Here is a 24,143-nt window from a genome sequence, read left to right on the forward strand (position 1 = left end):
AAAACCGAAAGTTGGGGGTTCGAGTCCCTCCTGGCCTGCCACTATATGCACGAATGCGTGCGGCGCGAAAGGTTGAAATGCGAGTTTCAACCTTTCTGTGTATTACGCACTATCGTAGAAAGAGAAGAAGCCATGAGTACAAATGTAGAGTCTCCACAGAATAAGCTAGACGGCCTTAAATGGTTGGTGGTTATCGCTATTATTGCTGCTGGCACGGTAGGAAATTCTTATTACGCCGAACAAGTTGCGATCCTTTATCGCGTGTTGGCGATGGTTGCTTTGGGTTTGGCTGCTGCGTTTGTTGCTTTGCAAACTGCCAAAGGTGCTGCTTTTTGGGAGTTACTAAAATCTGCCCAAATAGAAATGCGCAAAGTGGTTTGGCCCACCAAGCCAGAGACCAATCAAACGACTTTGATGGTGTTAGTGGTCGTGTTCGTGATGGCTCTTCTTTTGTGGGGCCTTGATGCCGTATTCGGAAAGATCGCCTCTTTTATTATTGGATAACTACGGACATTTCTCCCCATGGCAAAGCGTTGGTATGTGGTACACGCCTATTCAGGTTACGAAAAGAAAGTTGCAGCAGTACTGAAAGAGCGTATTGAGCTCGAAGGTATGCAAGAACATTTTGGTGATGTTCTCGTTCCCACTGAAGAAGTGGTTGAGATGAGAGATGGGCAAAAGCGACGTTCAGAGCGTAAGTTTTTCCCTGGTTACGTTCTTGTTCAAATGGAGCTTAACGACGAAGCGTGGCACTTAGTAAAAGAAACGCCACGTGTGATGGGTTTCATTGGCGGTAAGGCAGATAAGCCTGCCCCAATTACTGAGAAAGAGGCTAACTTAATTCTTCAACGTGTTGATGACTCTGTTGATAAGCCTAAGCCTAAAACGTTATTTGAGCCCGGCGAGATGGTCCGTGTGACTGATGGCCCGTTCAATGACTTTAACGGTGTTGTTGAAGAGGTGAATTATGAGAAGAGTCGCTTGCGAGTAGCGGTTCTTATTTTCGGTCGTTCAACTCCTGTTGAATTGGAGTTTGGTCAGGTCGAAAAAAGCTGATTAAAAAACTGAATTTTTATGACTCTCACTGCCTTTCAGGGCAGTGGGGGTTTTTGTGTCTCTGGGTGTCACGTATTTAGTAGCGTGTCTATTACCCAAAACGGGGAGCCGATGACGTTAGGTTTAACCTAACAGAGGCGTTTAACCCATAACCTGAGGAAGTTGAAAATGGCTAAGAAAATTAATGCCTATATTAAGCTGCAAGTTGGTGCCGGTAAGGCCAATCCAAGTCCACCAGTTGGTCCTGCTCTAGGTCAGCACGGTGTGAACATTATGGAGTTCTGTAAAGCGTTTAACGCACAGACTCAAGATATTGAAGCCGGCTCTCCAGTGCCAGTTGTTATCACTGTATACAGCGATAAAAGCTTCACTTTCGCAATGAAGACTCCACCCGCTTCTTACTTGTTAAAGAAAGCGGCTGGCATCACTAGCGGTAGCAGCAATCCTAATACTAAGAAAGTGGGTGCTGTAACGCGTGCACAGTTAGAAGATATTGCAACAGCTAAGGCTCCGGACTTGACTGCTGCTGATATGGATGCAGCTGTGCGTACTATCGCGGGCTCTGCTCGTTCCATGGGTTTGGATGTTGAAGGGGTTTAATAATGGCTAAGTTATCTAAGCGCCAGCGCGCTATCAACGAAAAAGTTGAATCAACTAAACAGTACAGCATTGACGAAGCCGTTGCTTTGTTGAAAGAGCTTTCTGGTGTTAAGTTTGCAGAAACAGTAGAAACAGCGATTAACTTGGGTATCGATCCTCGTAAATCTGACCAGTCTGTACGTGGCGCCACGACTCTACCGAACGGTACCGGTAAAGAAGTTCGCGTTGCTGTATTTACTCAGGGTGCAAACGCTGAAGCTGCAAAAGCTGCGGGCGCTGACTTTGTGGGTATGGAAGAGCTAGCAGCTGAAATCAAAGGCGGCATGATGGACTTTGATGTTGTTGTTGCTGATCCTGCTGCCATGCGTGTTGTTGGTCAATTAGGTCAGGTGTTAGGTCCTCGTGGTCTTATGCCTAACCCTAAAACCGGTACTGTAACGCCTGACGTTGCAACTGCTGTTAAAAATGCTAAAGCCGGTCAAGTGCGTTTCCGTGCTGACAAAGGCGGCATTATTCATGGTGGTATCGGCAAGTTAAGTTTTGATGCGTCAGCATTAAAGCAAAACTTAGAAGCATTATTACTTGATGTGAAAAAATTGAAGCCTGCTTCATCTAAAGGCGTTTACATCAAGAAAATTACTTTGAGCACGACAATGGGTCCAGGTTTAACCTTGGATGCATCGACTCTCGAAGCATAGTTATTCCGCGCTATTACATTAGTGCAGCGCCTTTGGGTGCAAAAAACTTTGGGGTCTAGCTCCTAGAGCTAGGTCGTCAAAGACCGTAGGTGAAGTGAGTGGTAACGGGTTGGAGCGAGATGTGAATCTGGGTCTGTAGCTCGCGTGTCATGAATTTCTTAATTGAGTTTTGCAAAGCCTACGCAGATGGTGGACCCTGTTCAGAATTCTGAACCTGTTGTCGCCGACATAGGGTTCAAGTGGAAACATTTGAACTGGTAGAAAACGATGGGGGTAGCCCCGTCATTAACCAGGAGAAATCCCGTGGCATTAGGACTTGAAGACAAAAAAGCGATTGTTGCTGAAGTCTCAGAGGCTGCCAAGAGCGCTCTTTCTGCAGTAGTAGCCGATTCACGCGGCGTTACTGTTAGTCAGATGACGGCTCTACGAAAAGAGGCTCGTGAGCATGGCGTATGGTTACGCGTTGTTCGCAACACCTTGGCTCGTCGCGCGGTTGAAGGCACTGACTACGAATGTCTCGTTGAGAGTTTCGTAGGTCCAACTATCATTGCATTTTCGAGTGAGCACCCAGGTGCTGGTGCACGTATTTTACGTGACTTCGCTAAAGCAAATGAGATGTTGGAATTAAAAGCTGCCTCGTTTGAGGGCGTTTTAGTTGATGTTAATTTGTTGGCTTCTTTACCAACATACGACGAAGCTATTGCACGACTCATGAACGTGATGAAAGAAGCAGCCGCTGGCAAGTTGGTACGTACTCTTGCAGCACTTCGCGATCAAAAAGAACAAGAAGCCGCTTAATTTCATATCTCAACAGATTGGAATTACCGACTTTTTTAAAAAATTATCCGAGCTTAATGCTCACGTAAGAATAGGACTTGAAAAATGTCTATCTCACAAGAAGATATCTTAAACGCTGTTGCTGAAATGTCTGTTAAAGACGTTGTTGAATTAGTTTCTGCAATGGAAGAAAAATTTGGCGTTAGCGCTGCAGCAGCAGTTGCTGTTGCTGGCGATGCTGGTGGCGCTGCTGAAGAGCAAACTGAATTCGATGTTATCCTTACCTCTGCTGGTGAGAAGAAAGTTAGCACGATTAAAGCTGTTCGTGAAATTACCGGTCTTGGCTTGAAAGAAGCTAAAGCAATCGTTGATGGTATACCTTCTCCTGTTAAAGAAGGTGTTTCTAAGGACGACGCTGAAGCGGCTAAAGAAAAACTCGAAGCTGCTGGTGCAGCTGTCGAAGTTAAGTAAGCTTGAAGTTAAAGTCCAATCTCTGATTGGCACAGGGCTGGCAGGTAATTTACCTGCTGGCCTTTTTCCGTTTGCGGTCTAGTGTGCTTTGGATCGTAGAATGGAACTGATATTTAATATTCGCGCTTATTAGTGTGAATTGGGAGTTAACCCTCCCCGTGTCTCGCAAAGATTGCATCCCCGTGAAAAGCTGAGGAAATCTGATGGCTTACTCGTATACTGAGAAAAAACGTATCCGCAAGGATTTTGGCAAGTTGCCGCACGTCATGGATGTGCCGTTCCTCCTGGCAATACAGCTCGATTCATACAGAAAATTTACGCAAGTTGATACCGCGCCCAAAAAGCGTTTGGATATGGGTTTGCATGCCGCGTTTAAATCGGTATTTCCTATCGTAAGCTATTCTGGTAGCGCCGCTCTCGAATACGTGAGCTATGCACTTGGGAAACCAGTATTTGACGTTAATGAATGTGTATTGCGCGGAGCAACTTATGCCGTGCCTTTACGCGTTAAAGTTCGCTTGATCATTTACGATAAAGAATCCAGCGCAAAAACAATTAAAGATATTAAAGAGCAAGAAGTGTACATGGGCGAAATTCCGCTCATGACCGATAACGGTACTTTTGTTATTAACGGTACTGAGCGCGTTATTGTTTCTCAGCTACATCGTTCTCCTGGTGTGTTCTTCGAGCACGACAAAGGTAAGACTCACTCATCAGGTAAATTACTCTATTCTGCGCGCGTTATTCCTTACCGTGGTTCATGGTTGGACTTTGAGTTTGACCCCAAAGACCTTGTCTTTGTACGTATTGACCGTCGTCGTAAATTACCAGCGACAATTCTTTTGCGTGCGTTAGGTTATAGCTCGCAAGAAATGCTGGATATGTTTTTTGAAACCAGCAGTTTCCGCCTTTTAGAAGATGGCAGCTTAAAGCTTGAGCTAGTGCCTGCTCGTTTGCGTGGCGATACGGCTTCTTTCGATATATGCGATACCGAAGGTAATGTCATTGTTGAAGAGACTCGCCGCATTACGGCTCGTCATATTAAGCAGCTTGAAAAAGCGAATGTTAAAGAGCTGGATGTCCCTTCTGACTACATCTTGGGGCGTGCTTTAGCAAAAGACATCATTGACGAAAGCACCGGTGAAGTTCTCGTCGAGTGTAATACCGAAATTACAGAAGAAGTCGTTGCGCAGCTTATTGCTGCAGGCATCTCTGATGTGGAAACGTTGTACACCAACGATCTTGATTGCGGTTCTTTCTTGTCCGACACCTTGCGCAGCGATCCTTCTCGCACTGAGCTTGAAGCGTTAGTTGAAATTTATCGCATGATGCGTCCAGGTGAGCCGCCCACAAAAGAATCAGCAGAAGGTTTATTCCAGAACTTATTCTTTAGCCAAGAGCGTTATGATCTTTCTGCTGTAGGTCGCATGAAGTTTAACCGTCGTCTGGGTCGTGATGAAGATACTGGCGAAGGCACCTTGTCGCGTGAAGATATCGTTGATGTCTTAAAAACCTTGATCGATATACGTAACGGTAAGGGTGTTGTTGATGATATCGATCACCTCGGTAACCGTCGCATTCGTTCTGTTGGCGAAATGGCTGAGAACCAATTCCGTGTTGGTTTGGTGCGTGTTGAGCGTGCTGTTAAAGAACGTCTTTCTATGGCTGAAAGTGAAGGCCTTATGCCGCAAGACTTGGTTAATGCTAAGCCTGTTGCTGCCGCGGTTAAAGAGTTCTTCGGTTCTAGTCAGCTGTCCCAGTTTATGGACCAAAACAATCCGCTTTCAGAAGTTACGCACAAACGTCGTGTTTCGGCTTTAGGGCCTGGCGGTTTAACGCGTGAGCGTGCTGGTTTTGAGGTTCGAGATGTACACCCGACTCACTATGGTCGTGTATGTCCTATTGAAACACCGGAAGGTCCAAACATTGGTTTGATCAACTCGTTGGCAACCTATGCGCGTACTAACAGCTACGGTTTCCTTGAGAGTCCAGTGCGTAAAGTCATTGGCAACAAGGTCACTGATGAAATCGAATACTTGTCTGCAATTAACGAATCAAAGTTTGTTATTGCCCAGGCATCTGCAACGCAAGATGAAAACGGTAATTTGATCGACGAACTTGTTTCTTGTCGTCACATGAATGAATTCACCTTGGTGGCGCCATCTGAAGTTCAGTACATGGATGTGTCACCTCGTCAGGTTGTATCGGTTGCCGCATCGCTGATTCCATTCCTGGAGCACGATGATGCTAACCGAGCCTTGATGGGTTCGAACATGCAGCGTCAGGCTGTACCCACACTAAAAGCACAAAAGCCTTTAGTGGGTACGGGTATGGAGCGTAAAGTTGCTTCGGATTCTGGTGTGTGTGTTGTTGCTAAGCGCGGTGGTGTTATTGACCGTGTTGATGCTGGCCGAATTGTTGTTCGTGCTGGTCAAGAAGAAGTTGAAGCGGGTGATGCGGGTGTAGATATCTACAACCTCACTAAATACACCCGTTCGAACCAGAATACGTGTATTAACCAGCGTCCTATCGTTAGCACTGGCGACACCATCGTGCGTGGCGACATTCTAGCGGATGGTCCTTCGGTAGATATGGGTGAGCTTGCCCTCGGTCAGAATATGCGTATCGCATTTATGCCTTGGAATGGTTATAACTTTGAGGATTCGATCCTTGTTAGTGAGCGCGTTGTTCAAGAAGACCGCTTTACGACAATTCACATCCAAGAGTTAACCTGTATTGCGCGTGATACCAAATTAGGCTCTGAGGAGATCACGGCTGATATTCCCAACGTGGGTGAGTCTGCGCTATCTAAGCTTGATGAGTCTGGTGTTGTTTATATTGGTGCCGAAGTAGGCCCTGGCGACATTCTCGTGGGCAAGGTAACACCTAAGGGTGAAACCCAATTGACGCCAGAAGAAAAACTTCTTCGTGCAATCTTTGGTGAAAAAGCCAGTGACGTTAAAGATACCTCCTTGCGTGTGCCTACCAGCACCAAGGGTACAGTTATTGACGTTCAGGTCTTTACTCGTGATGGTCTAGAAAAAGATCAGCGTTCACGCGATATCGAAAAAACTCAGCTTAACCAAGTCCGCAAAGACCTTAACGAAGAATACCGAATTGTTGAAACGGCAACGTTTGAGCGCTTGCGCGTCGCGTTGGTTGGCCAAGTGGCTGCCGGTGGCAAGGGTGTTGTTAAGGGTAGTTTGGTTACTAATGAGCAGCTTAATGAATTGCCGCAAAAAGAATGGTTCAAAATCCGTATGGATGAGGACGTTCTGAGTGAGCAAATCGACCGCGCTGAAGAAAGCTTAGCAGAGCGTCGTAAAGAGCTTGATGATCGCTTTGAAGATAAAAAAGGCAAGCTGGAAACAGGTGATGACTTAGCACCGGGTGTTCTGAAAATTGTTAAGGTTTATTTGGCGATTAAACGTCGTATTCAGCCTGGCGATAAAATGGCGGGACGTCACGGTAACAAAGGTGTTATCTCTGTGATTATGCCTGTTGAAGATATGCCATACGACGAGCATGGCGTACCTGTTGATATCGTTTTGAACCCTCTTGGTGTTCCTTCGCGAATGAACGTTGGGCAGGTGCTAGAAATGCACTTAGGCTTAGCGGCGAAAACCTTGGGCGAGAGAATCGATACCATGATGGCTGAGCAGCGTGCTGTTGCAGAGGTCCGTGGTTTCCTTGAGGAGATCTACAACAAGTCTGGCATTGCGAAAGATAAAGAAGATCTTAATTCATTCTGTGATAAGCAAATTCTAGACATGGCTCAAAACCTACGTGCTGGTGTGCCAATGGCTACGCCTGCATTTGATGGTGCGAAAGAGAGCGAAATTAAAGAGTTGCTGCGTTTAGCGGGTCTTTCTGATACAGGCCAAATGCAATTGCATGACGGCCGTACAGGCGACGCCTTCTTGCGTCATACCACTGTGGGCTACATGTACATGTTGAAGCTCAACCACTTGGTTGATGACAAGATGCATGCACGTTCTACCGGTTCTTACAGCTTAGTTACTCAGCAGCCACTGGGTGGTAAAGCGCAGTTCGGTGGTCAGCGTTTCGGTGAGATGGAAGTGTGGGCACTTGAAGCATACGGTGCTGCTTATACCTTGCAGGAAATGTTGACGGTTAAGTCGGATGACGTGAATGGTCGAACCAAAATGTATAAAAACATTGTGGACGGCGATCATCGTATGGAGCCTGGCATGCCCGAGTCGTTTAATGTATTGGTCAAAGAGATTCGTTCTTTGGCGATCAATATTGAGCTTGAACACGATAAATAAAGTAGACCCTTAAAACGGTGGCGGGGTGATAATCACCGCCCCGCCGTGCAAGGCTCCCACTGGAGGAAACACCTTGAAAGATTTGCTGAACATTTTGAAAAACCAAGGGCAAGCGGACGAGTTTGATGGCATCCGCATTGGTTTATCGTCCCCCGAAATGATCCGCTCTTGGTCATTTGGTGAGGTTAAAAAACCTGAAACTATTAACTATCGTACTTTTAAGCCTGAGCGTGAAGGTTTATTTTGCGCCAAGATTTTTGGCCCAGTAAAAGATTACGAATGCTTGTGTGGTAAGTACAAGCGTATGAAGCACCGCGGCATCATTTGTGAAAAATGTGGCGTTGAAGTGACTTTGGCAAAAGTGCGTCGCGACCGTATGGCGCACATCGAATTAGCTGCACCGTGCGCGCATATTTGGTTCTTGAAATCATTGCCAAGCCGTATTGGTTTGCTGCTTGATATGACCTTGCGTAGCATTGAGCGCGTGCTGTACTTCGAATCTTATGTGGTTGTTGATCCCGGTATGACGACGCTTGAGCGTGGTCAGTTATTAACGGATGAGCAGTATTTCGAAGCGATGGAAGAGTTCGGTGACGACTTTGATGCCAAAATGGGTGCAGAAGCTATTCAGCGCCTAATGATGGATATCGATTTGGAAGCTGAAGGGCAAATGTTGCGTGAAGAAATTCCCAACACCAACTCTGAAACTAAGATCAAGAAGCTTTCTAAGCGTTTGAAGTTGGTTGAAGCCTTCATTAACTCCGGCAATAAGCCGCAGTGGATGGTGCTTGAAGCCTTGCCGGTTCTTCCGCCTGATCTTCGTCCGTTGGTTCCTCTTGATGGCGGTCGTTTTGCGACTTCGGATCTTAACGATTTGTATCGTCGTGTTATTAACCGTAACAACCGCTTGAAGCGCTTATTAGATCTGAATGCGCCAGACATTATCGTGCGTAACGAAAAGCGTATGCTGCAAGAGTCTGTTGATGCATTGCTGGATAACGGCCGCCGCGGTCGTGCGATTACCGGTTCAAACAAGCGTCCATTGAAGTCGCTTGCTGACATGATTAAAGGTAAGCAAGGTCGTTTCCGTCAAAACCTTCTTGGTAAGCGTGTTGATTACTCGGGTCGATCGGTAATTGTTACTGGTCCTACCTTGCGTTTGCATCAGTGTGGTCTTCCTAAGAAGATGGCATTGGAACTCTTTAAGCCATTCATTTTTAGTAAGCTTGAGTTGCGTGGCCTTGCCACCACAATTAAAGCCGCCAAGAAAATGGTTGAGCGTGAAGAGCCTGTTGTTTGGGATATCCTCGACGAAGTGATTCGTGAGCACCCGGTATTGCTTAACCGTGCGCCAACACTTCACCGTTTGGGGATTCAGGCATTTGAGCCTGTTCTTATTGAAGGCAAGGCGATCCAGCTTCACCCACTCGTTTGTGCGGCTTACAACGCCGACTTCGATGGCGATCAGATGGCTGTTCACGTTCCGTTGACTATCGAAGCGCAGCTTGAAGCGCGCGCCTTAATGATGTCGACCAATAACATTCTTTCGCCAGCATCAGGCGAGCCCATTATCGTGCCGTCTCAGGATGTGGTATTGGGTTTGTATTGGATGACACGTGAGCGTGTAAATGGTTTGGGCGAAGGCATGGCATTCTCTGATGCGCTCGAAGTCTCGCGTGCATTCTATGCCGGTAAAGTTCATCTTCAGTCACGTATTAAATGTCGTATTAACGATATCGTGATGAGTGAAGGTGGTGATACCGAAGAAACAATGAAAATCGTTGATACGACTGTTGGCCGAATTTTGTTGTGGGAGATTGTTCCCGATGGCGTACCTTTCGAGCTGATTAACCGCAATATGGTTAAGAAGGCGATCTCAACGGTTATTAACTTTTGTTATCGTATTGTTGGTCTTAAGGCGACGGTTATCTTTGCTGACCAATTAATGTATATGGGTTATGACTTCTCGACTAAGTCTGGCTCATCGATTGGTGTAAATGACTTCCAAATCCCAGATGCAAAAGCTGAGCTTATTGGTCGCGCTGAAGCCGAAGTTAAAGAAATCGAAACGCAATATGCTTCAGGCCTTGTAACGCAAGGTGAGAAATACAACAAAGTTATCGATATTTGGTCTCGCGCTAACGACTTAGTGGCGAAATCGATGATGGAAGGTATTTCGACTGAGCCTGTTATTAATAAGCAGGGCGAAGAAGAGAAGCAGGCATCATTCAACTCTGTCTATATGTATGCCGACTCAGGTGCTCGTGGTTCACCAGCTCAGATTCGTCAGCTTGCTGGTATGCGTGGCTTGATGGCGCGTCCGGATGGTTCGATTATTGAAACGCCTATTACGGCAAACTTCCGTGAAGGTCTAAACGTACTTCAGTACTTTATTTCTACTCACGGCGCGCGTAAGGGTCTAGCGGATACAGCACTTAAAACCGCAAACTCGGGTTATTTGACTCGTCGTTTGGTGGATGTTGCGCAAGATGTTGTTATCACCGAAGTTGATTGTGGTACTGACCGCGGTTTGATTATGACGCCTGTTATTGAAGGCGGCGACATTATTGAATCGCTGGGCGATCGTATATTGGGTCGTGTTATTGCGCAGGATGTTATTCGTCCCGGTACTGATGAGATATTGGTATCTGCCGGTACTATTATCGACGAGAAATGGGTTGAGCGCGTAGAGCATATGGCGATCGATGAAGTGATCGTACGTTCTGCCATTAACTGTGAAACACGCCATGGCATTTGTGCGCAGTGTTACGGTCGTGACTTGGCTCGCGGTCATCGTGCAAACGTTGGTGAGGCTATTGGTGTTATTGCGGCGCAGTCTATTGGTGAGCCAGGTACACAGCTTACTATGCGTACCTTCCACATTGGTGGTGCGGCTAGCCGGGCTTCTGCTGTAGATAGCGTACAGATCAAGCAAGACGGTACAATTCGTCTACACAACATCAAAACTGTATCGCGTGATGATGGTTCTTTAGTTGCTGTATCGCGCTCTGGTGAGATCGCAGTTGCTGATGTTACTGGTCGTGAGCGTGAGCGTTATAAGGTGCCGTACGGTGCTGTTATTAGCGCGAAAGAAGGTGCTGAAGTTGCTGGTGGTGCCATTGTTGCTAAATGGGATCCACATACTCACCCCATTGTGACTGAAATGACCGGTAAGGTTATTTTGAGTGGAATGGAAGATGGCTTATCTGTGCGTCGTCAGCAAGATTCGATCACAGGTCTTTCATCGATTGAAATTCTTGATCCATCAGAGCGTCCATCGGCGGGTAAAGATTTAAAGCCTGCAGTAACCTTGGTTGACGCTGATGGTAACGAGCTTTACTTACCCAATACCAATCAGCCTGCGCACTACATGTTGCCGCACAAGTCCATTTTGAGCTTGGCTACAGGCGATATGGTTAGCATTGGTGATGTTATTGCGCGTATCCCACAAGAGAGTTCAAAAACTCGAGATATTACGGGTGGTCTACCGCGCGTTGCTGACTTGTTCGAAGCGCGTAAGCCTAAAGAGCCTTCTATCTTGGCTGAAATTTCGGGTACGGTAACCTTCGGTAAAGAAACTAAAGGTAAGCGTCGTCTAGTGATCACTCCGCCAAATGGCGAGGCGATGGAAGATGGCTCTACCCACTATGAAGTGCTTATTCCTAAGCATCGTCAGCTCACCGTGTTTGAGGGTGAGGCGGTAACTAAGGGTGAGGTTGTATCTGACGGCCCGTCTAACCCGCATGACATCTTAAGGCTTAAGGGCGTTGCAGCATTGGCTGATTACATTACCAATGAGATTCAGGATGTTTACCGCTTACAGGGCGTGAAAATTAACGATAAGCACATCGAAGTTATTGTTCGTCAGATGTTGCGCAAAGTTGAGATCACCGAAATGGGTGATTCTGACTTCGTTAAGGGTGAGCAAGCTGAGTTCGTTCGTGTGCTTGAGCAAAACGAAAAGCTGCGCGCTGAAGATAAACAGCCTGCACGCTATGTTCGTGAGCTGCTGGGTATCACTAAGGCATCTTTGGCAACGGAATCGTTCATATCGGCGGCATCGTTCCAGGAGACAACACGCGTACTGACCGAGGCTGCTGTAACTGGCAAGCTGGATACTTTACGCGGCTTGAAAGAAAACGTGGTTGTTGGTCGACTCATTCCTGCGGGAACGGGTTTGTCATATCACAAAGAGCGTAAGCGTAGGCGTGAGCAAGTTGAAGAGGTTGTTACTGAAGGCGTAAGTGCTGCAGAAGTTGAAGCAGCACTCACAGAAGCTTTGCGTTCGAGTAATGATTAATTTTCAGGCAATCACTGCTTGACCTTGCTGGGTGGCGCCTTTATTATGCGCCACCCGCATTTTGCGGGCGGGTTATTTGCACCCGATTTTGTTTAATAGCTGTTTAATTACGGCGTAATTTATTTTGGAGTTTTTTCCATGGCAACGATCAACCAGTTGGTTCGTAAGCCGAGAAAACGTAAAGTACAGAAAAGTGACGTTCCTGCGTTGCAAAACTGTCCTCAGCGTCGCGGTGTTTGCACCCGCGTTTACACCACAACCCCTAAGAAGCCAAACTCTGCCTTGCGTAAAGTTTGTCGTGTTCGCTTAACTAGCGGCTACGAAGTGACTTCCTATATCGGTGGTGAAGGGCACAATTTGCAGGAGCACAGTGTTGTATTGATTCGCGGCGGTCGAGTAAAAGATTTGCCGGGTGTTCGTTATCACACTGTTCGCGGTTCGCTTGACACCTCTGGTGTTGCCGATCGTAAGCAAGCACGTTCTAAGTACGGTACTAAGCGTCCTAAATAAGGTTGCTTAACGTTTTTGAATCTTAAGATCCAGTAAGGCTGAGCTAAATTGTTAATCAATTTGGTCTCAGGCAAGCCTGAATTAAAGTGAGTGTAGTTATATGCCAAGAAGACGCGTCGTCGCAAAACGTGAGATTCTTCCTGATCCAAAGTTTGGAGACCAAACTTTGGCTAAGTTTATGAACCACGTAATGGTTAGCGGTAAAAAATCTGTCGCTGAGCGTATCGTTTATGGTGCTTTGGATGTTGTTGCTGAGAAAACCAGCAAAGATCCGTTAGAAGTGTTTCAAGAAGCTCTTGAAAATGTTGCTCCAATGGTCGAGGTTAAGTCTCGTCGTGTTGGTGGTGCAACTTACCAAGTTCCTGTTGAGGTTCGTCCTTCACGTCGCACAGCTTTGGCTATGCGCTGGTTGGTTGATTACTCGCGTGGGCGTGGTGAAAAGTCTATGGCTTTCCGCTTAGCGGGCGAGCTTATTGACGCGGCCCAGAGTAAGGGTGCTGCTGTTAAGAAGCGTGAAGATGTTCACCGTATGGCTGAAGCGAACAAAGCGTTCTCGCATTTTCGTTTCTAGGTTTTGTGTGGTGTTCGCAGCGAAAAGGCAGCTATATTTGCTGCCTTTTCGTTGTTTATCTGGTTTGTTTTTAGTTTAAAAAGTTTTTCATATTAAGAATTCTGAGGAATGTCATAGTGGCACGTAAGACTCCAATTTCGCGTTACCGCAATATTGGTATTTGTGCGCACGTTGATGCGGGTAAAACCACAACAACGGAGCGAGTGCTTTTTTACACTGGCGTTTCACATAAAATCGGCGAAGTGCATGATGGTGCTGCGACGATGGATTGGATGGCTCAAGAGCAAGAGCGAGGGATTACAATCACCTCGGCCGCGACAACCTGTTTTTGGCAGGGTATGGCGAAGCAGTTCGAAGAGCATCGAATTAATATTATTGATACACCTGGCCACGTAGACTTCACGATTGAAGTAGAGCGTTCGCTCCGTGTGTTGGATGGTGCGGTTGTTGTGTTATGCGGCTCTTCTGGAGTGCAGCCACAAACGGAAACCGTATGGCGTCAAGCGAATAAGTATGAGGTCCCGCGAATAGTTTTCGTGAATAAGATGGATCGTACGGGCGCAGATTTTCGTCGAGTGGTAGAGCAGCTAAAGGTGCGCTTGGGCGCAAAAGCAGTACCTCTTCATATGACGATAGGTTCAGAAGAAGATTTTAAAGGTGTTGTAGATTTAATTAAGAATAAAGCGATCCTCTGGGATGAGGGTGATCAGGGTGTTTCTTTTGAATATGCTGACATTCCTGCAGATTTAGCCGAAGAGTGTGCTGAAATGCGGGAGTTTGTTGTTGAATCGGCTGCCGAGGCAACTGATGAGCTTATGGATAAGTACCTCGAGGGTGGGGAGTTGACGGAGGATGAGATTAAATTCGGTATCCGCAAGTTGACGCTAGAGAATAAGCTTGTGCCTGTTTTGGGCGGCTCAGCTTTTAAGAATAAGGGTGTGCAGGCGGTTTTGGATGCGGTGGTTGAGTTTTTACCTGCACCGGATCAGGTTAAAGCTATTGAAGGTATTCTTGATGATAAGGAGTCTTCTGTAGCTACGCGTGCAGCCGACGATAGCGCCCCTTTTGCGGCGCTGGCGTTTAAAATAGCGACGGACCCTTTTGTGGGGACGTTGACGTTCTTTCGTGTTTATTCTGGCACCTTAAAGCAGGGTGATTCAGTTTTTAATTCGGTGAAGGGCAAAAAAGAGCGTGTTGGGCGGATGGTGCAAATGCACGCCAATCAGCGCGAAGAAATAAAAGAGGTTCTGGCGGGGGATATTGCTGCTGGAATTGGCTTTAAGGATGTAACCACTGGCGATACCTTGTGTGCGCAGAGTGATGTTATTACCTTGGAGCGAATGGAGTTTCCTGAGCCGGTGATCTCGGTGGCTGTTGAGCCCCGTACGCAGGCTGATCAGGATAAAATGGGTGTCGCGCTAGGTAAATTGGCGCAAGAGGATCCTTCGTTTCAGGTAAAAACGGACGAGGAAACTGGGCAGATCATTATTTCGGGTATGGGGGAGCTCCATTTAGATATCCTAGTTGATCGCATGGCGCGTGAATTTGGGGTGCAGGCCAATATTGGTAAGCCTCAGGTCACCTATCGAGAGGCGATACGCATTGCCTGTGAGGTTGAGGGTAAGTTTGTGCGTCAGTCTGGCGGTCGCGGCCAGTACGGGCATGTTTGGATTAGGTTTGAGCCGGGTGAGGATGAAACATCCGAAGGGCTTGAGTTTGTGAATGAGATTGTAGGCGGTGTTGTGCCTAAGGATTTTATTCCAGCTATCCAAAAAGGCATAGAAGAGCAGATGAAAAACGGCGTTGTTGCCGGCTATCCTCTGCTTGGGCTAAAGGCGACAATTTACGATGGTTCGTACCATGATGTTGACTCTTCCGAAATGGCCTTTAAGATTGCTGCCTCGATGGCAACTAAAAAGCTGGTTGAGTTTGGTGGTGCGGTGCTGTTGGAGCCCATGATGAAGGTTGAGGTTGTCACCCCTGAAGAAAATATGGGGGATGTAGTTGGCGATTTGAATCGGCGTCGTGGGATGATCTTAGGTATGGATGATAGTGCTTCCGGTAAGGTCGTCACTGCTGAGGTACCTTTGGCACAAATGTTTGGTTATGCAACGGCTGTCCGTTCTGCCACACAGGGTCGCGCGACCTATGCCATGGAATTCTGTAAATATGCAGAAGTGCCAGGTAATGTTGCGCAGGACATCATCGCTAGAATCTGACTGTAAAAATTTAACTGTAAGATGGTACCGGCGAATAATTGGTTTTTATCTGACTTCACTAAAGTAATTTTTTGAGAGGACTTTAAAAGTGGCAAAAGAAAAATTTGAACGTAATAAACCCCACGTTAACGTCGGTACTATCGGCCACGTGGATCACGGTAAAACAACTTTGACTGCAGCGTTAACACGCGTGTGTGCTGAAGTTTACGGTGGTACTGCCGTTGCTTTTGATGGTATTGATAATGCCCCAGAAGAAAAGGCGCGCGGTATTACCATTGCAACTTCACACGTTGAGTATGACTCACCAACTCGTCACTACGCGCACGTAGATTGTCCTGGTCACGCCGATTATGTGAAAAACATGATTACTGGTGCTGCTCAAATGGATGGCGCTATCTTGGTTTGTGGTACAACTGATGGTCCAATGCCGCAAACGCGTGAGCACATCTTGTTGTCTCGCCAGGTTGGTGTTCCTTATGTTGTTGTATTCTTGAACAAAGCTGATCTTCTTGCTGAAGATTGTGGCGGCGTTGATTCAGAAGAATATGCAGAAATGCTTGAGCTTGTTGAAATGGAAATTCGTGACTTGTTGTCAGCTTACGATTTCCCTGGTGACGACACTCCAATCATTGCAGGTTCTGCATTGATGGCGTTGGAAGGTAAGGATGAGCACGAGCTCGGAACAACCGCTGTTACTAAATTGATCGAAGCTTTGGATTCTTACATTCCTGAGCCTGAGCGTGATATCGACAAGCCATTCTTGATGCCTATTGAGGATGTTTTCTCTATCGCGGGTCGTGGTACTGTTGTAACTGGTCGTGTAGAGCGCGGTGTTGTTAAAGTTGGTGAGGAAATCGAAATTCTCGGTATCCGTGACACCACTAAGACAACATGTACTGGTGTAGAGATGTTCCGCAAGCTTCTTGACGAAGGTCGTGCTGGCGAGAACGTTGGTGTTCTTTTGCGTGGTACTAAGCGTGAAGATGTTGAGCGTGGTCAAGTTTTGGCTAAGCCTGGTTCAATTCAGCCGCACACTAAGTTCGAAGCTGAAGTTTACGTGTTGTCAAAAGATGAGGGTGGTCGTCACACTCCTTTCTTTAAGGGCTACCGTCCGCAGTTCTACTTCCGTACTACTGACATTACTGGTGCTTGTGAGCTTCCAGAGGGTGTTGAGATGGTAATGCCTGGTGATAACATCAAAATGGACGTTACTTTGATCAACCCTGTTGCGATGGATGACGGCTTACGTTTCGCTATTCGCGAAGGTGGTCGTACCGTTGGTGCTGGTGTTGTAGCAAAAATCATAGAGTAATTTCTACGATTTAGCCTTCGGGCATTAAAAAGGGAGCCATTGGCTCCCTTTTTTGTGGTTGTTCGCAAAAATGCACTACTGTCCAAAAAGTATGCAGTTATTTCCCCGCTACTGTTGACATGGTGTGGCTCCGCACATAGAATGCCGCCTCCATTTTGACTGAGTCCAATAAGGCGCTCGTTCAAAAGTTCTTTAAAAATTACTGGAGTTTTGGTTCAAATGCAGAATCAACGCATACGAATTCGCTTAAAAGCATTCGATCACAAGCTGATTGATGCTTCGACGCAAGAAATTGTTGAAACAGCAAAGCGTACTGGTGCTCAGGTTCGCGGTCCTATTCCGCTGCCTACGCGCAAAGAACGCTTTACAATTTTGGTATCACCGCACGTTAACAAAGATGCGCGTGACCAATACGAGATTCGCACTCATAAGCGTTTACTCGACATAGTAGAACCAACCGAGAAGACCGTAGACGCCCTAATGAAGTTAGATTTGGCGGCTGGTGTTGAAGTACAGATTAGTCTCGGTTAATAAAGCTCCACAGCCAGCCCCTTCCGGCAAGTCCATTCGGGGTGTGTAACGCTCTGAGATGGGCGGCCATAGCGGGTAAGAGCCCCGTACACTTGAGGTTAAAACAATGACAATTGGTATTGTCGGCCGCAAAAGCGGTATGACGCGTATATTTACAGAAGATGGTTCTTCCATTCCTGTCACTGTGATTGAGGTAGATCCCAATCGCATCACCCAGGTTAAGAGCGTAGAAACCGACGGCTACAATGCAGTGCAGGTAGCGGTAGGGTCTCGTCGTGCCTCCCGTGTAACTAAGCCACAAAAAGGCCATTACGAAAAAGCGCAATCAGAAGCAGGTTCTATATTGATAGAGCTTCGCAATGACGCGCAAGAATCTTTCGAAGTGGGCGGCAAAATTACAGTAGAAGCTTTCGAAGCTGGTCAAGTTGTTGACGTAACAGGTCAATCTAAAGGTAAAGGTTTTGCCGGTGGTGTTAAGCGTTGGAATTTTGCAATGCAAGACGCGACTCACGGTAACTCTTTGTCTCACCGTGCGCCAGGTTCTATTGGTCAGTGTCAAACTCCAGGTCGTGTTTTCAAAGGCAAGAAAATGGCCGGTCACATGGGTGCTGCTCAGGTGACTACACAAAATCTGGAAGTTGTTAGGGTCGATGTTGAGCGCAACTTGCTTCTTATCAAGGGTGCAGTTCCTGGTGCTCCAGGTGGCAGCGTGATTGTTCGTCCTGCCGTTAAATTGCGTAATAACGGTTAATTTCCTAGGGGGTCGACCATGGAATTAAATATAGCTACACCAACCGGAACCAATGGAACTGTTTCAGTTTCAGAAGTTGCTTTTGGTAAAGAGTTTAACCAAGACCTTGTACACCAAGCAGTTGTTGCGTACATGGCTGGTGGCCGTCAAGGCACCAAAGCTCAGAAAACCCGTGCAGAAGTATCTGGCGGTGGCAAAAAGCCATTTCGTCAAAAAGGTACTGGTCGTGCACGTGCTGGTACTATTCGTAGCCCAATTTGGCGTACGGGTGGTGTTAGTTTCGCTGCGAAGCCGCGTAATTTTGAGCAAAAGTTAAATAAGAAAATGTATCGCGCTGCGTTGCGTTGCATTTTGTCAGAGCTTGCACGTCAAGAGCGTTTAATCGTTGTTGAAAGCTTTGATGTTGATGCGCCTAAGACTAAGTCTTTGATTGCTAAGCTGAATGAATTTAGCTTGTCAAACGCGTTGATTGTAAGCCAAGAAATAAGTGAAAACTTATACCTTGCTTCACGTAACTTACACAAAATTGAAGTGTGTGATGCGCAGGCTGTTGATCCTGTTAGCTTAATCCGCGCCGAGAAAGTTGTAGTTACTGTTGCTGCACTTAAACAACTTGAGGAGGCTTTGGCATGAACCAAGAGCGTTTATACAAGGTGCTTTTAGGGCCAGTTGTTTCTGAAAAAGCTGCGATCCTAACTGAAGCGTCAAATCAAGTTGTATTCAAAGTTGCACGCGATGCGGCTAAGCCTGAAATCAAAGCAGCTGTTGAACAGTTGTTTGAAGTTAAGGTTATTGATGTCCGTACTGCGCTTGTTAAAGGTAAGACTAAGCGCACTAAGCACGGTATCGGTAAGCGAAACGATTGGAAGAAAGCTTACGTTCGCTTGGAAGAAGGTCAAGATTTAGATCTTCTTTCTGCAGAAGCAGGAGCATAAGAAATGGCTATCGTAAAACGTAAACCTACGTCACCAGGACGTCGCTTTGTTGTAAGTGTCGTGACTCCTGATTTGCACAAAGGCGCACCACACGCACCTTTGATTGAGAAAAAGTCTAAAAGCGGTGGTCGTAACAACAACGGTCGAATTACTATTCGTCACGTTGGTGGTGGTCACAAGCAGCGTTACCGTCTAATCGACTTTCGTCGTAACAAAGATGGCATTCCGGCAAAAGTAGAGCGTTTGGAATATGATCCAAATCGCACTGCAAACATTGCTTTGGTTTGTTATGCAGACGGTGAGCGTCGCTACATTATTGCTCCTAAAGCGCTTAAAGCTGGTGATGTTATCCAGTCTGGTGATGCGGCGCCTATTAAGATAGGTAACACATTACCTTTGCGTAACGTGCCTTTAGGTAGTGTTGTTCATTGTGTTGAAATGAAGCCTGGTAAGGGTGCTCAAATCGCTCGTTCAGCTGGTACAAGTGTTCAGTTGGTGGCTCGCGAAGGTGCTTACGCAACTCTTCGTTTGCGATCTGGTGAGATGCGTAAAATACCTGCAGATTGTCGTGCGACTCTAGGTGAAGTTTCTAATAGTGAGCATAACCTGCGTTCACTAGGTAAGGCAGGTGCTACGCGCTGGCGTGGTGTTCGTCCTACTGTCCGCGGTGTTGCAATGAACCCAGTTGATCACCCGCATGGTGGTGGTGAAGGTCGTACCTCTGGTGGCCGTCATCCAGTATCGCCTTGGGGTACCCCAACTAAGGGTTATAAAACGCGCAGTAACAAGCGTACCGACAACATGATAGTTCGTCGTCGCAATAAAAAATAACGACGACTGACCGGACATAGAGAGGAACTTGCAGTGCCACGTTCACTAAAGAAAGGCCCGTTCATTGATCACCATCTTTTAAAGAAGGTAGAAGTGGCAGCCGAGAAAAACGATCGTCGTCCTATTAAAACTTGGTCACGACGCTCAATGATTTTGCCTGAAATGGTTGGCTTGACCATCGCAGTACATAATGGTCGTCAGCATGTCCCCGTTTCAATTAATGAAGAAATGGTTGGGCACAAATTGGGTGAGTTTTCTGCAACACGTACCTATCGTGGTCATGTTGCAGACAAGAAAGCTAAGCGCTAATCGCGCGAGAACCTACGAGGTGTTTCACGATGGAAGTAGCAGCAAAACATAAAGGTGCTCGTATCTCTGCGCAGAAAGCGCGATTGGTGGCTGATCAGATTAGAGGTTTAGGTGTTGAAGAAGCACTCGAACTTTTATCGTTCAGCACGAAGAAGGGTGCAGCCTTAATTAAGAAAGTTCTTGAATCCGCAATCGCCAATGCTGAGCATAACGAAGGCGCCGATGTCGATGAGCTTAAAGTATCTACGATCTTTGTAGATGAAGGTATAACCATGAAGCGGATAATGCCGCGTGCTAAAGGTCGTGCAGATCGCATTCTTAAGCGCAGCTGTCACATTACCGTTAAAGTAGCTGATCAATAAGAGAGCGACGTTATGGGTCAAAAAGTACATCCGACAGGCATTCGTCTCGGAATCGTTAAAAAGCATACGTCGACTTGGTATGCCGGTAAGGATCAATATGCTGAAAAGCTATTTAACGACCTTACTGTGCGTGCATTTATTCAATCGACATTGGCTCACGCATCTGTAAGTCGTGTGGAAATTGAGCGTCCAGCTAACACTGCTCGCATCACTATCCACACTGCTCGCCCCGGTATTGTTATCGGTAAAAAAGGTGAGGATGTGGAGAAGTTACGCGCTGCGATAACTAAGAAAATGGGTGTGCCCGTGCACATCAATATCGAAGAAATTCGCAAGCCTGACTTGGATGCAACTTTGGCTGCGCAGAGTGTTGCGCAACAACTTGAGCGTCGTGTTATGTTTCGTCGTGCTATGAAGCGCGCGGTACAAAATGCAATGCGTCAAGGAGCCGAGGGTGTAAAAATTCAAGTTGGCGGTCGCTTAGGCGGCGCAGAGATCGCACGTACCGAATGGTATCGTGAAGGTCGCGTACCTCTTCATACTTTTCGCGCAGATATTGACTACGCACACGCAGAAGCAGCTACTACTTACGGCATCATTGGTGTCAAGGTGTGGATCTTCAAAGGCGAAGTTATTGGTGGTGTCGAGAATGTCGAGACCAATCAAAAGAAAAAGAGCTCAAAATAAGGGGTACGCAAAATGTTACAACCTAAGCGTACGAAATTTCGTAAGCAGCAAAAAGGCCGTAATCGCGGCTTAGCCCATCGCGGCTCTAAAGTAAGTTTCGGTGAGTACGGTTTAAAAGCAACCGGACGTGGACGCATTACTGCGCGCCAAATCGAAGCTGCTCGTCGCGCTATGACTCGTCACATTAAGCGTGGCGGTAAAATTTGGATACGAGTGTTTCCTGATAAGCCGATTACTCAAAAGCCTTTAGAAGTTCGTCAAGGTAAAGGTAAGGGTAATGTTGAATACTGGGTTTGCCAGATTCAGCCAGGTAAAGTTCTTTATGAAATGGAAGGTGTTTCTGAAGAATTGGCGCGAGAAGCTTTTGCCTTAGCGGCAGCCAAGCTTCCTGTGGAAACAACGTTTGTTAAGCGATCGGTGATGTAATGAAAGCGCAAGAACTCCGCGAAAAAACAGTCGAAGAGTTGAACAGCGAATTGCTCGCTCAATTGCAAGAACAGTTCAAGCTTCGCATGCAAGCGTCTACGGGTCAGTTGACGCAAACTCACTTGGTTAAGCAAGTGCGTCATAATATTGCCCGTATTAAAACTTTGCTCGCAGAAAAGGCAGGTAAATAAGATGTCTGAGACAAAACTTGTTCGTACTTTAACCGGAAAAGTTGTTAGCGACAAAATGGATAAGTCTATTACTGTACTTATCGAGCGTCGTGTTAAGCATCCTATTTACGGCAAATACGTCAGTAAATCATCAAAAGTCAAAGCTCATGACGAAAACAATGAGTGTAACACTGGTGATTTGGTAACGATTGCAGAATCGCGTCCTCTTTCTAAGACCAAAAACTGGTCTTTAGTGAAAGTGGAAGAGCGTACTGCGGCGATATAACCGCCATTGGAGCTTTGGAGATAAAAAATGATTCAAACGCAAACATATCTTGATGTGGCGGATAACAGTGGTGCACGTCGAGTGATGTGTATCAAGGTTTTAGGCGGTTCGCACCGTCGTTACGCTGCAGTAGGTGACATTATTAAAGTGACCGTTAAGGAAGCAATTCCCCGCGGTAAAGTTAAAAAAGGCCAAGTAATGACAGCCGTAGTCGTGCGCACCAAAAAAGGTGTTCGTCGCAACGATGGTTCTATTATTCGCTTCGATGACAATGCAGCAGTTTTACTGAATGCTCAAAATGCGCCGATTGGTACGCGTATTTTTGGACCAGTAACCCGCGAGTTGCGCAGCGAAAAATTCATGAAGATTATTTCTTTGGCGCCCGAAGTGCTTTAAGCACGCCGGTATTTAGAGGACGGGTTAATGCGTAAAATTAAACGTGATGACGAAGTGATTGTAATCACTGGTCGCGACAAAGGAAAAAGAGGCAAAGTGTCTCGTGTATTTTCTGATGGTCGCTTGTTAGTTGCCGGTGTACAAATGATTAAGAAGCACCAAAAGCCAAACCCTCAAGCAGGTATTGCCGGTGGCATTATCGAAAAAGAGGCGCCAATTCAGGAATCTAATGTAGCGATTTTTAATGCTGCAACAGGTAAGGCTGACCGTGTTGGTTTTAAAGTTTTGGACGATAAGCGCAAGATTCGTGTGTTCAAGTCCAATGGCGAGGCGGTAGACGCGTAAGCGCACTGAGAGAATGATGGCCAGGCTACAAGAACGTTTTAAAAACGAAATTGCACCCCAGCTCTTTAAAGATCTGGGTTTGAAAAATGTAATGGAAACACCAAAGATTACCAAAATCACCATTAACATGGGTGTTGGTGAAGCTGTTGGTGATAAAAAAGTTTTAGATCACGCAGTAAGCGATATGCAAAAAATTGCTGGTCAAAAACCTGTTATTACTTTGGCGCGTAGATCAATCGCTGGTTTTAAGGTTCGCGAAGGCTGGCCAGTCGGTTGTAAAGTAACTCTACGTGCAGAAAAAATGTACGAATTTTTGGATCGTTTAGTTTCAATTGCGATTCCACGTATTCGTGACTTCCGTGGTATTAGTCCTAAGCAATTTGATGGGCGTGGAAACTTCTCTATGGGTGTTTCTGAGCAAATCATTTTTCCTGAGATTGACTACGACAAGATCGACAAAATGCGCGGTTTGGATATTTGTATTTCCACCACAGCCCGCACTGATGACGAAGGTCGCGCGCTGTTAAAAGCGTTCAACTTCCCGTTCAAAGGTTAATAGGAATTGGTGTAGGAAATGGCAAAGAAATCTATGATCGCGCGCGAAGCAAAACGCGCCAACCTTGTTAAAAAAGATTCTTCAAAGCGTGATGCGTTGAAGGCAATCATTTCTAGCGTAGACTCTTCTGAAGAAGAAGTGTGGGACGCGATGATTAAGCTGCAGAAATTACCACGTGATGGTAGTGCTGCACGTATTCAGCGTCGTTGTCGTATTACAGGTCGTCCACATGCGGTATACCGCAAGTTTGGCTTGTGTCGAAATAAGCTCCGCGAAGCAGCAATGCGCGGTGATGTCCCTGGCTTAGTTAAAGCTAGTTGGTAAGGTTGGTTCTGAGGAGCAATTAACAATGAGCATGCAAGATCCATTAGCTGATATGCTGACTCGCATCCGAAACGCACAAATGGTTGGTAAAACCAGCGTTTCTATGCCTTCATCTAAGCTGAAAAAAAACGTAGCACAAGTTCTTAAGAGCGAAGGCTACATTACAGATTTTGGTGTAAACGACGCAGTGAAAGCTGAGCTGTCTATCGAACTTAAGTACTTCGAAGGCAAGCCTGTTATCGCCGAAATCGACCGCGTGAGCCGTCCAGGTTTACGTTCTTATGCCGGTAAAGGTGCATTACCTTCGGTTCGGGGCGGCTTAGGCGTAGCGATCGTTACTACCAGTAAAGGTGTAATGACAGATCGCGCGGCTCGTGCTGCAGGTATCGGCGGTGAAGTTCTCTGCACCGTTTTCTAAAGGCCGAGATTTA

General features: G+C 46.5%; 28 protein-coding genes. All 28 read left to right on the forward strand.

Going from position 1 to position 24,143, the window contains the following annotated elements; genetic code table 11:
- The first annotated feature begins 132 nt into the window (after window positions 1-132).
- The 28 genes from secE (at window position 133) to rpsH (ending at window position 24,130) form a co-directional block, all read left to right on the forward strand.
- On the forward strand, window positions 133-504 hold the full coding sequence (gene secE, locus AC3A8L_RS00305; protein WP_487960213.1) for a preprotein translocase subunit SecE: 372 nt from the start codon (window positions 133-135) through the stop codon (window positions 502-504).
- Window positions 505-522: 18 nt separating this feature from the next.
- On the forward strand, window positions 523-1,056 hold the full coding sequence (gene nusG / locus AC3A8L_RS00310; RefSeq protein WP_487960214.1) for a transcription termination/antitermination protein NusG: 534 nt from the start codon (window positions 523-525) through the stop codon (window positions 1,054-1,056).
- Window positions 1,057-1,224: 168 nt separating this feature from the next.
- Entirely contained in the window at window positions 1,225-1,656 is a 432-nt protein-coding gene (gene rplK, locus AC3A8L_RS00315; RefSeq protein ID WP_487960215.1) for a 50S ribosomal protein L11, read from the forward strand.
- Window positions 1,657-1,658: 2 nt separating this feature from the next.
- The gene (gene rplA / locus AC3A8L_RS00320; RefSeq protein WP_487960216.1) at window positions 1,659-2,354 is read left to right on the forward strand and encodes a 50S ribosomal protein L1; all 696 of its coding nucleotides are present in this window, start codon (window positions 1,659-1,661) and stop codon (window positions 2,352-2,354) included.
- Window positions 2,355-2,657: 303 nt separating this feature from the next.
- Window positions 2,658-3,152 carry a 50S ribosomal protein L10 gene (gene rplJ, locus AC3A8L_RS00325; protein WP_487960217.1) on the forward strand — a complete coding sequence of 165 codons (495 nt, stop codon included), beginning with the start codon at window positions 2,658-2,660 and terminating at the stop codon, window positions 3,150-3,152.
- Window positions 3,153-3,236: 84 nt separating this feature from the next.
- Window positions 3,237-3,602, forward strand: coding sequence for a 50S ribosomal protein L7/L12 (rplL, locus tag AC3A8L_RS00330; RefSeq protein WP_487960218.1), 366 nt, complete (start codon window positions 3,237-3,239; stop codon window positions 3,600-3,602).
- A 203-nt stretch (window positions 3,603-3,805) separates the two neighbouring features.
- Window positions 3,806-7,891: a DNA-directed RNA polymerase subunit beta gene (gene rpoB, locus AC3A8L_RS00335; RefSeq protein ID WP_487960219.1), complete on the forward strand. Its 4,086-nt coding sequence runs from the start codon at window positions 3,806-3,808 to the stop codon at window positions 7,889-7,891.
- A 73-nt stretch (window positions 7,892-7,964) separates the two neighbouring features.
- Window positions 7,965-12,191: a DNA-directed RNA polymerase subunit beta' gene (rpoC, locus tag AC3A8L_RS00340; protein ID WP_487960220.1), complete on the forward strand. Its 4,227-nt coding sequence runs from the start codon at window positions 7,965-7,967 to the stop codon at window positions 12,189-12,191.
- Between the two features lie 138 nt (window positions 12,192-12,329).
- Window positions 12,330-12,701, forward strand: a complete 372-nt coding sequence (gene rpsL / locus AC3A8L_RS00345; protein WP_487960221.1) for a 30S ribosomal protein S12 — start codon at window positions 12,330-12,332, stop codon at window positions 12,699-12,701.
- 100 nt (window positions 12,702-12,801) lie between these two features.
- Window positions 12,802-13,272 carry a 30S ribosomal protein S7 gene (rpsG, locus tag AC3A8L_RS00350; protein WP_487960222.1) on the forward strand — a complete coding sequence of 157 codons (471 nt, stop codon included), beginning with the start codon at window positions 12,802-12,804 and terminating at the stop codon, window positions 13,270-13,272.
- A 116-nt stretch (window positions 13,273-13,388) separates the two neighbouring features.
- Window positions 13,389-15,491: an elongation factor G gene (fusA, locus tag AC3A8L_RS00355; RefSeq protein WP_487960223.1), complete on the forward strand. Its 2,103-nt coding sequence runs from the start codon at window positions 13,389-13,391 to the stop codon at window positions 15,489-15,491.
- 88 nt (window positions 15,492-15,579) lie between these two features.
- Window positions 15,580-16,803, forward strand: a complete 1,224-nt coding sequence (gene tuf, locus AC3A8L_RS00360; protein ID WP_487960224.1) for an elongation factor Tu — start codon at window positions 15,580-15,582, stop codon at window positions 16,801-16,803.
- Window positions 16,804-17,022: 219 nt separating this feature from the next.
- Window positions 17,023-17,334, forward strand: coding sequence for a 30S ribosomal protein S10 (rpsJ, locus tag AC3A8L_RS00365; RefSeq protein WP_053979669.1), 312 nt, complete (start codon window positions 17,023-17,025; stop codon window positions 17,332-17,334).
- A 106-nt stretch (window positions 17,335-17,440) separates the two neighbouring features.
- A complete protein-coding gene (gene rplC, locus AC3A8L_RS00370) occupies window positions 17,441-18,085 on the forward strand; it encodes a 50S ribosomal protein L3 (RefSeq protein WP_487960225.1) in 645 nt (214 codons plus the stop codon).
- Window positions 18,086-18,103: 18 nt separating this feature from the next.
- Window positions 18,104-18,718 carry a 50S ribosomal protein L4 gene (rplD, locus tag AC3A8L_RS00375; protein ID WP_487960226.1) on the forward strand — a complete coding sequence of 205 codons (615 nt, stop codon included), beginning with the start codon at window positions 18,104-18,106 and terminating at the stop codon, window positions 18,716-18,718.
- Window positions 18,715-19,020 carry a 50S ribosomal protein L23 gene (gene rplW / locus AC3A8L_RS00380; protein ID WP_487960227.1) on the forward strand — a complete coding sequence of 102 codons (306 nt, stop codon included), beginning with the start codon at window positions 18,715-18,717 and terminating at the stop codon, window positions 19,018-19,020. The genes rplD and rplW overlap by 4 nt, the downstream gene beginning before the upstream one ends.
- Before the next feature lie 3 nt (window positions 19,021-19,023).
- Window positions 19,024-19,851, forward strand: coding sequence for a 50S ribosomal protein L2 (rplB, locus tag AC3A8L_RS00385; protein ID WP_487960228.1), 828 nt, complete (start codon window positions 19,024-19,026; stop codon window positions 19,849-19,851).
- Window positions 19,852-19,884: 33 nt separating this feature from the next.
- Window positions 19,885-20,160 (forward strand): 30S ribosomal protein S19, encoded by a 276-nt coding sequence (gene rpsS, locus AC3A8L_RS00390; protein WP_487960229.1) that lies wholly within the window; start codon window positions 19,885-19,887, stop codon window positions 20,158-20,160.
- A 29-nt stretch (window positions 20,161-20,189) separates the two neighbouring features.
- Window positions 20,190-20,522, forward strand: coding sequence for a 50S ribosomal protein L22 (gene rplV, locus AC3A8L_RS00395; RefSeq protein WP_487960230.1), 333 nt, complete (start codon window positions 20,190-20,192; stop codon window positions 20,520-20,522).
- Window positions 20,523-20,534: 12 nt separating this feature from the next.
- Window positions 20,535-21,209 carry a 30S ribosomal protein S3 gene (gene rpsC / locus AC3A8L_RS00400; protein ID WP_487960231.1) on the forward strand — a complete coding sequence of 225 codons (675 nt, stop codon included), beginning with the start codon at window positions 20,535-20,537 and terminating at the stop codon, window positions 21,207-21,209.
- A 12-nt stretch (window positions 21,210-21,221) separates the two neighbouring features.
- Entirely contained in the window at window positions 21,222-21,635 is a 414-nt protein-coding gene (gene rplP, locus AC3A8L_RS00405) for a 50S ribosomal protein L16 (RefSeq protein WP_487960232.1), read from the forward strand.
- Entirely contained in the window at window positions 21,635-21,826 is a 192-nt protein-coding gene (rpmC, locus tag AC3A8L_RS00410) for a 50S ribosomal protein L29 (protein WP_487960233.1), read from the forward strand. The genes rplP and rpmC overlap by 1 nt, the downstream gene beginning before the upstream one ends.
- 1 nt (window position 21,827) lies before the next feature.
- Window positions 21,828-22,091, forward strand: a complete 264-nt coding sequence (gene rpsQ, locus AC3A8L_RS00415; RefSeq protein ID WP_487960234.1) for a 30S ribosomal protein S17 — start codon at window positions 21,828-21,830, stop codon at window positions 22,089-22,091.
- A 27-nt stretch (window positions 22,092-22,118) separates the two neighbouring features.
- Complete coding sequence (rplN, locus tag AC3A8L_RS00420) at window positions 22,119-22,487, forward strand: 50S ribosomal protein L14 (RefSeq protein ID WP_487960235.1); 369 nt, start codon at window positions 22,119-22,121, stop codon at window positions 22,485-22,487.
- A 27-nt stretch (window positions 22,488-22,514) separates the two neighbouring features.
- Window positions 22,515-22,832, forward strand: coding sequence for a 50S ribosomal protein L24 (gene rplX, locus AC3A8L_RS00425; protein ID WP_487960236.1), 318 nt, complete (start codon window positions 22,515-22,517; stop codon window positions 22,830-22,832).
- A gap of 16 nt (window positions 22,833-22,848) precedes the next feature.
- Window positions 22,849-23,388, forward strand: a complete 540-nt coding sequence (rplE, locus tag AC3A8L_RS00430; protein WP_487960277.1) for a 50S ribosomal protein L5 — start codon at window positions 22,849-22,851, stop codon at window positions 23,386-23,388.
- A gap of 18 nt (window positions 23,389-23,406) precedes the next feature.
- Window positions 23,407-23,712 carry a 30S ribosomal protein S14 gene (gene rpsN, locus AC3A8L_RS00435; protein WP_487960237.1) on the forward strand — a complete coding sequence of 102 codons (306 nt, stop codon included), beginning with the start codon at window positions 23,407-23,409 and terminating at the stop codon, window positions 23,710-23,712.
- A gap of 25 nt (window positions 23,713-23,737) precedes the next feature.
- On the forward strand, window positions 23,738-24,130 hold the full coding sequence (gene rpsH, locus AC3A8L_RS00440; RefSeq protein WP_487960238.1) for a 30S ribosomal protein S8: 393 nt from the start codon (window positions 23,738-23,740) through the stop codon (window positions 24,128-24,130).
- The last annotated feature ends 13 nt before the right edge of the window (window positions 24,131-24,143 follow it).

Source organism: Marinagarivorans sp. (assembly GCF_982758155.1).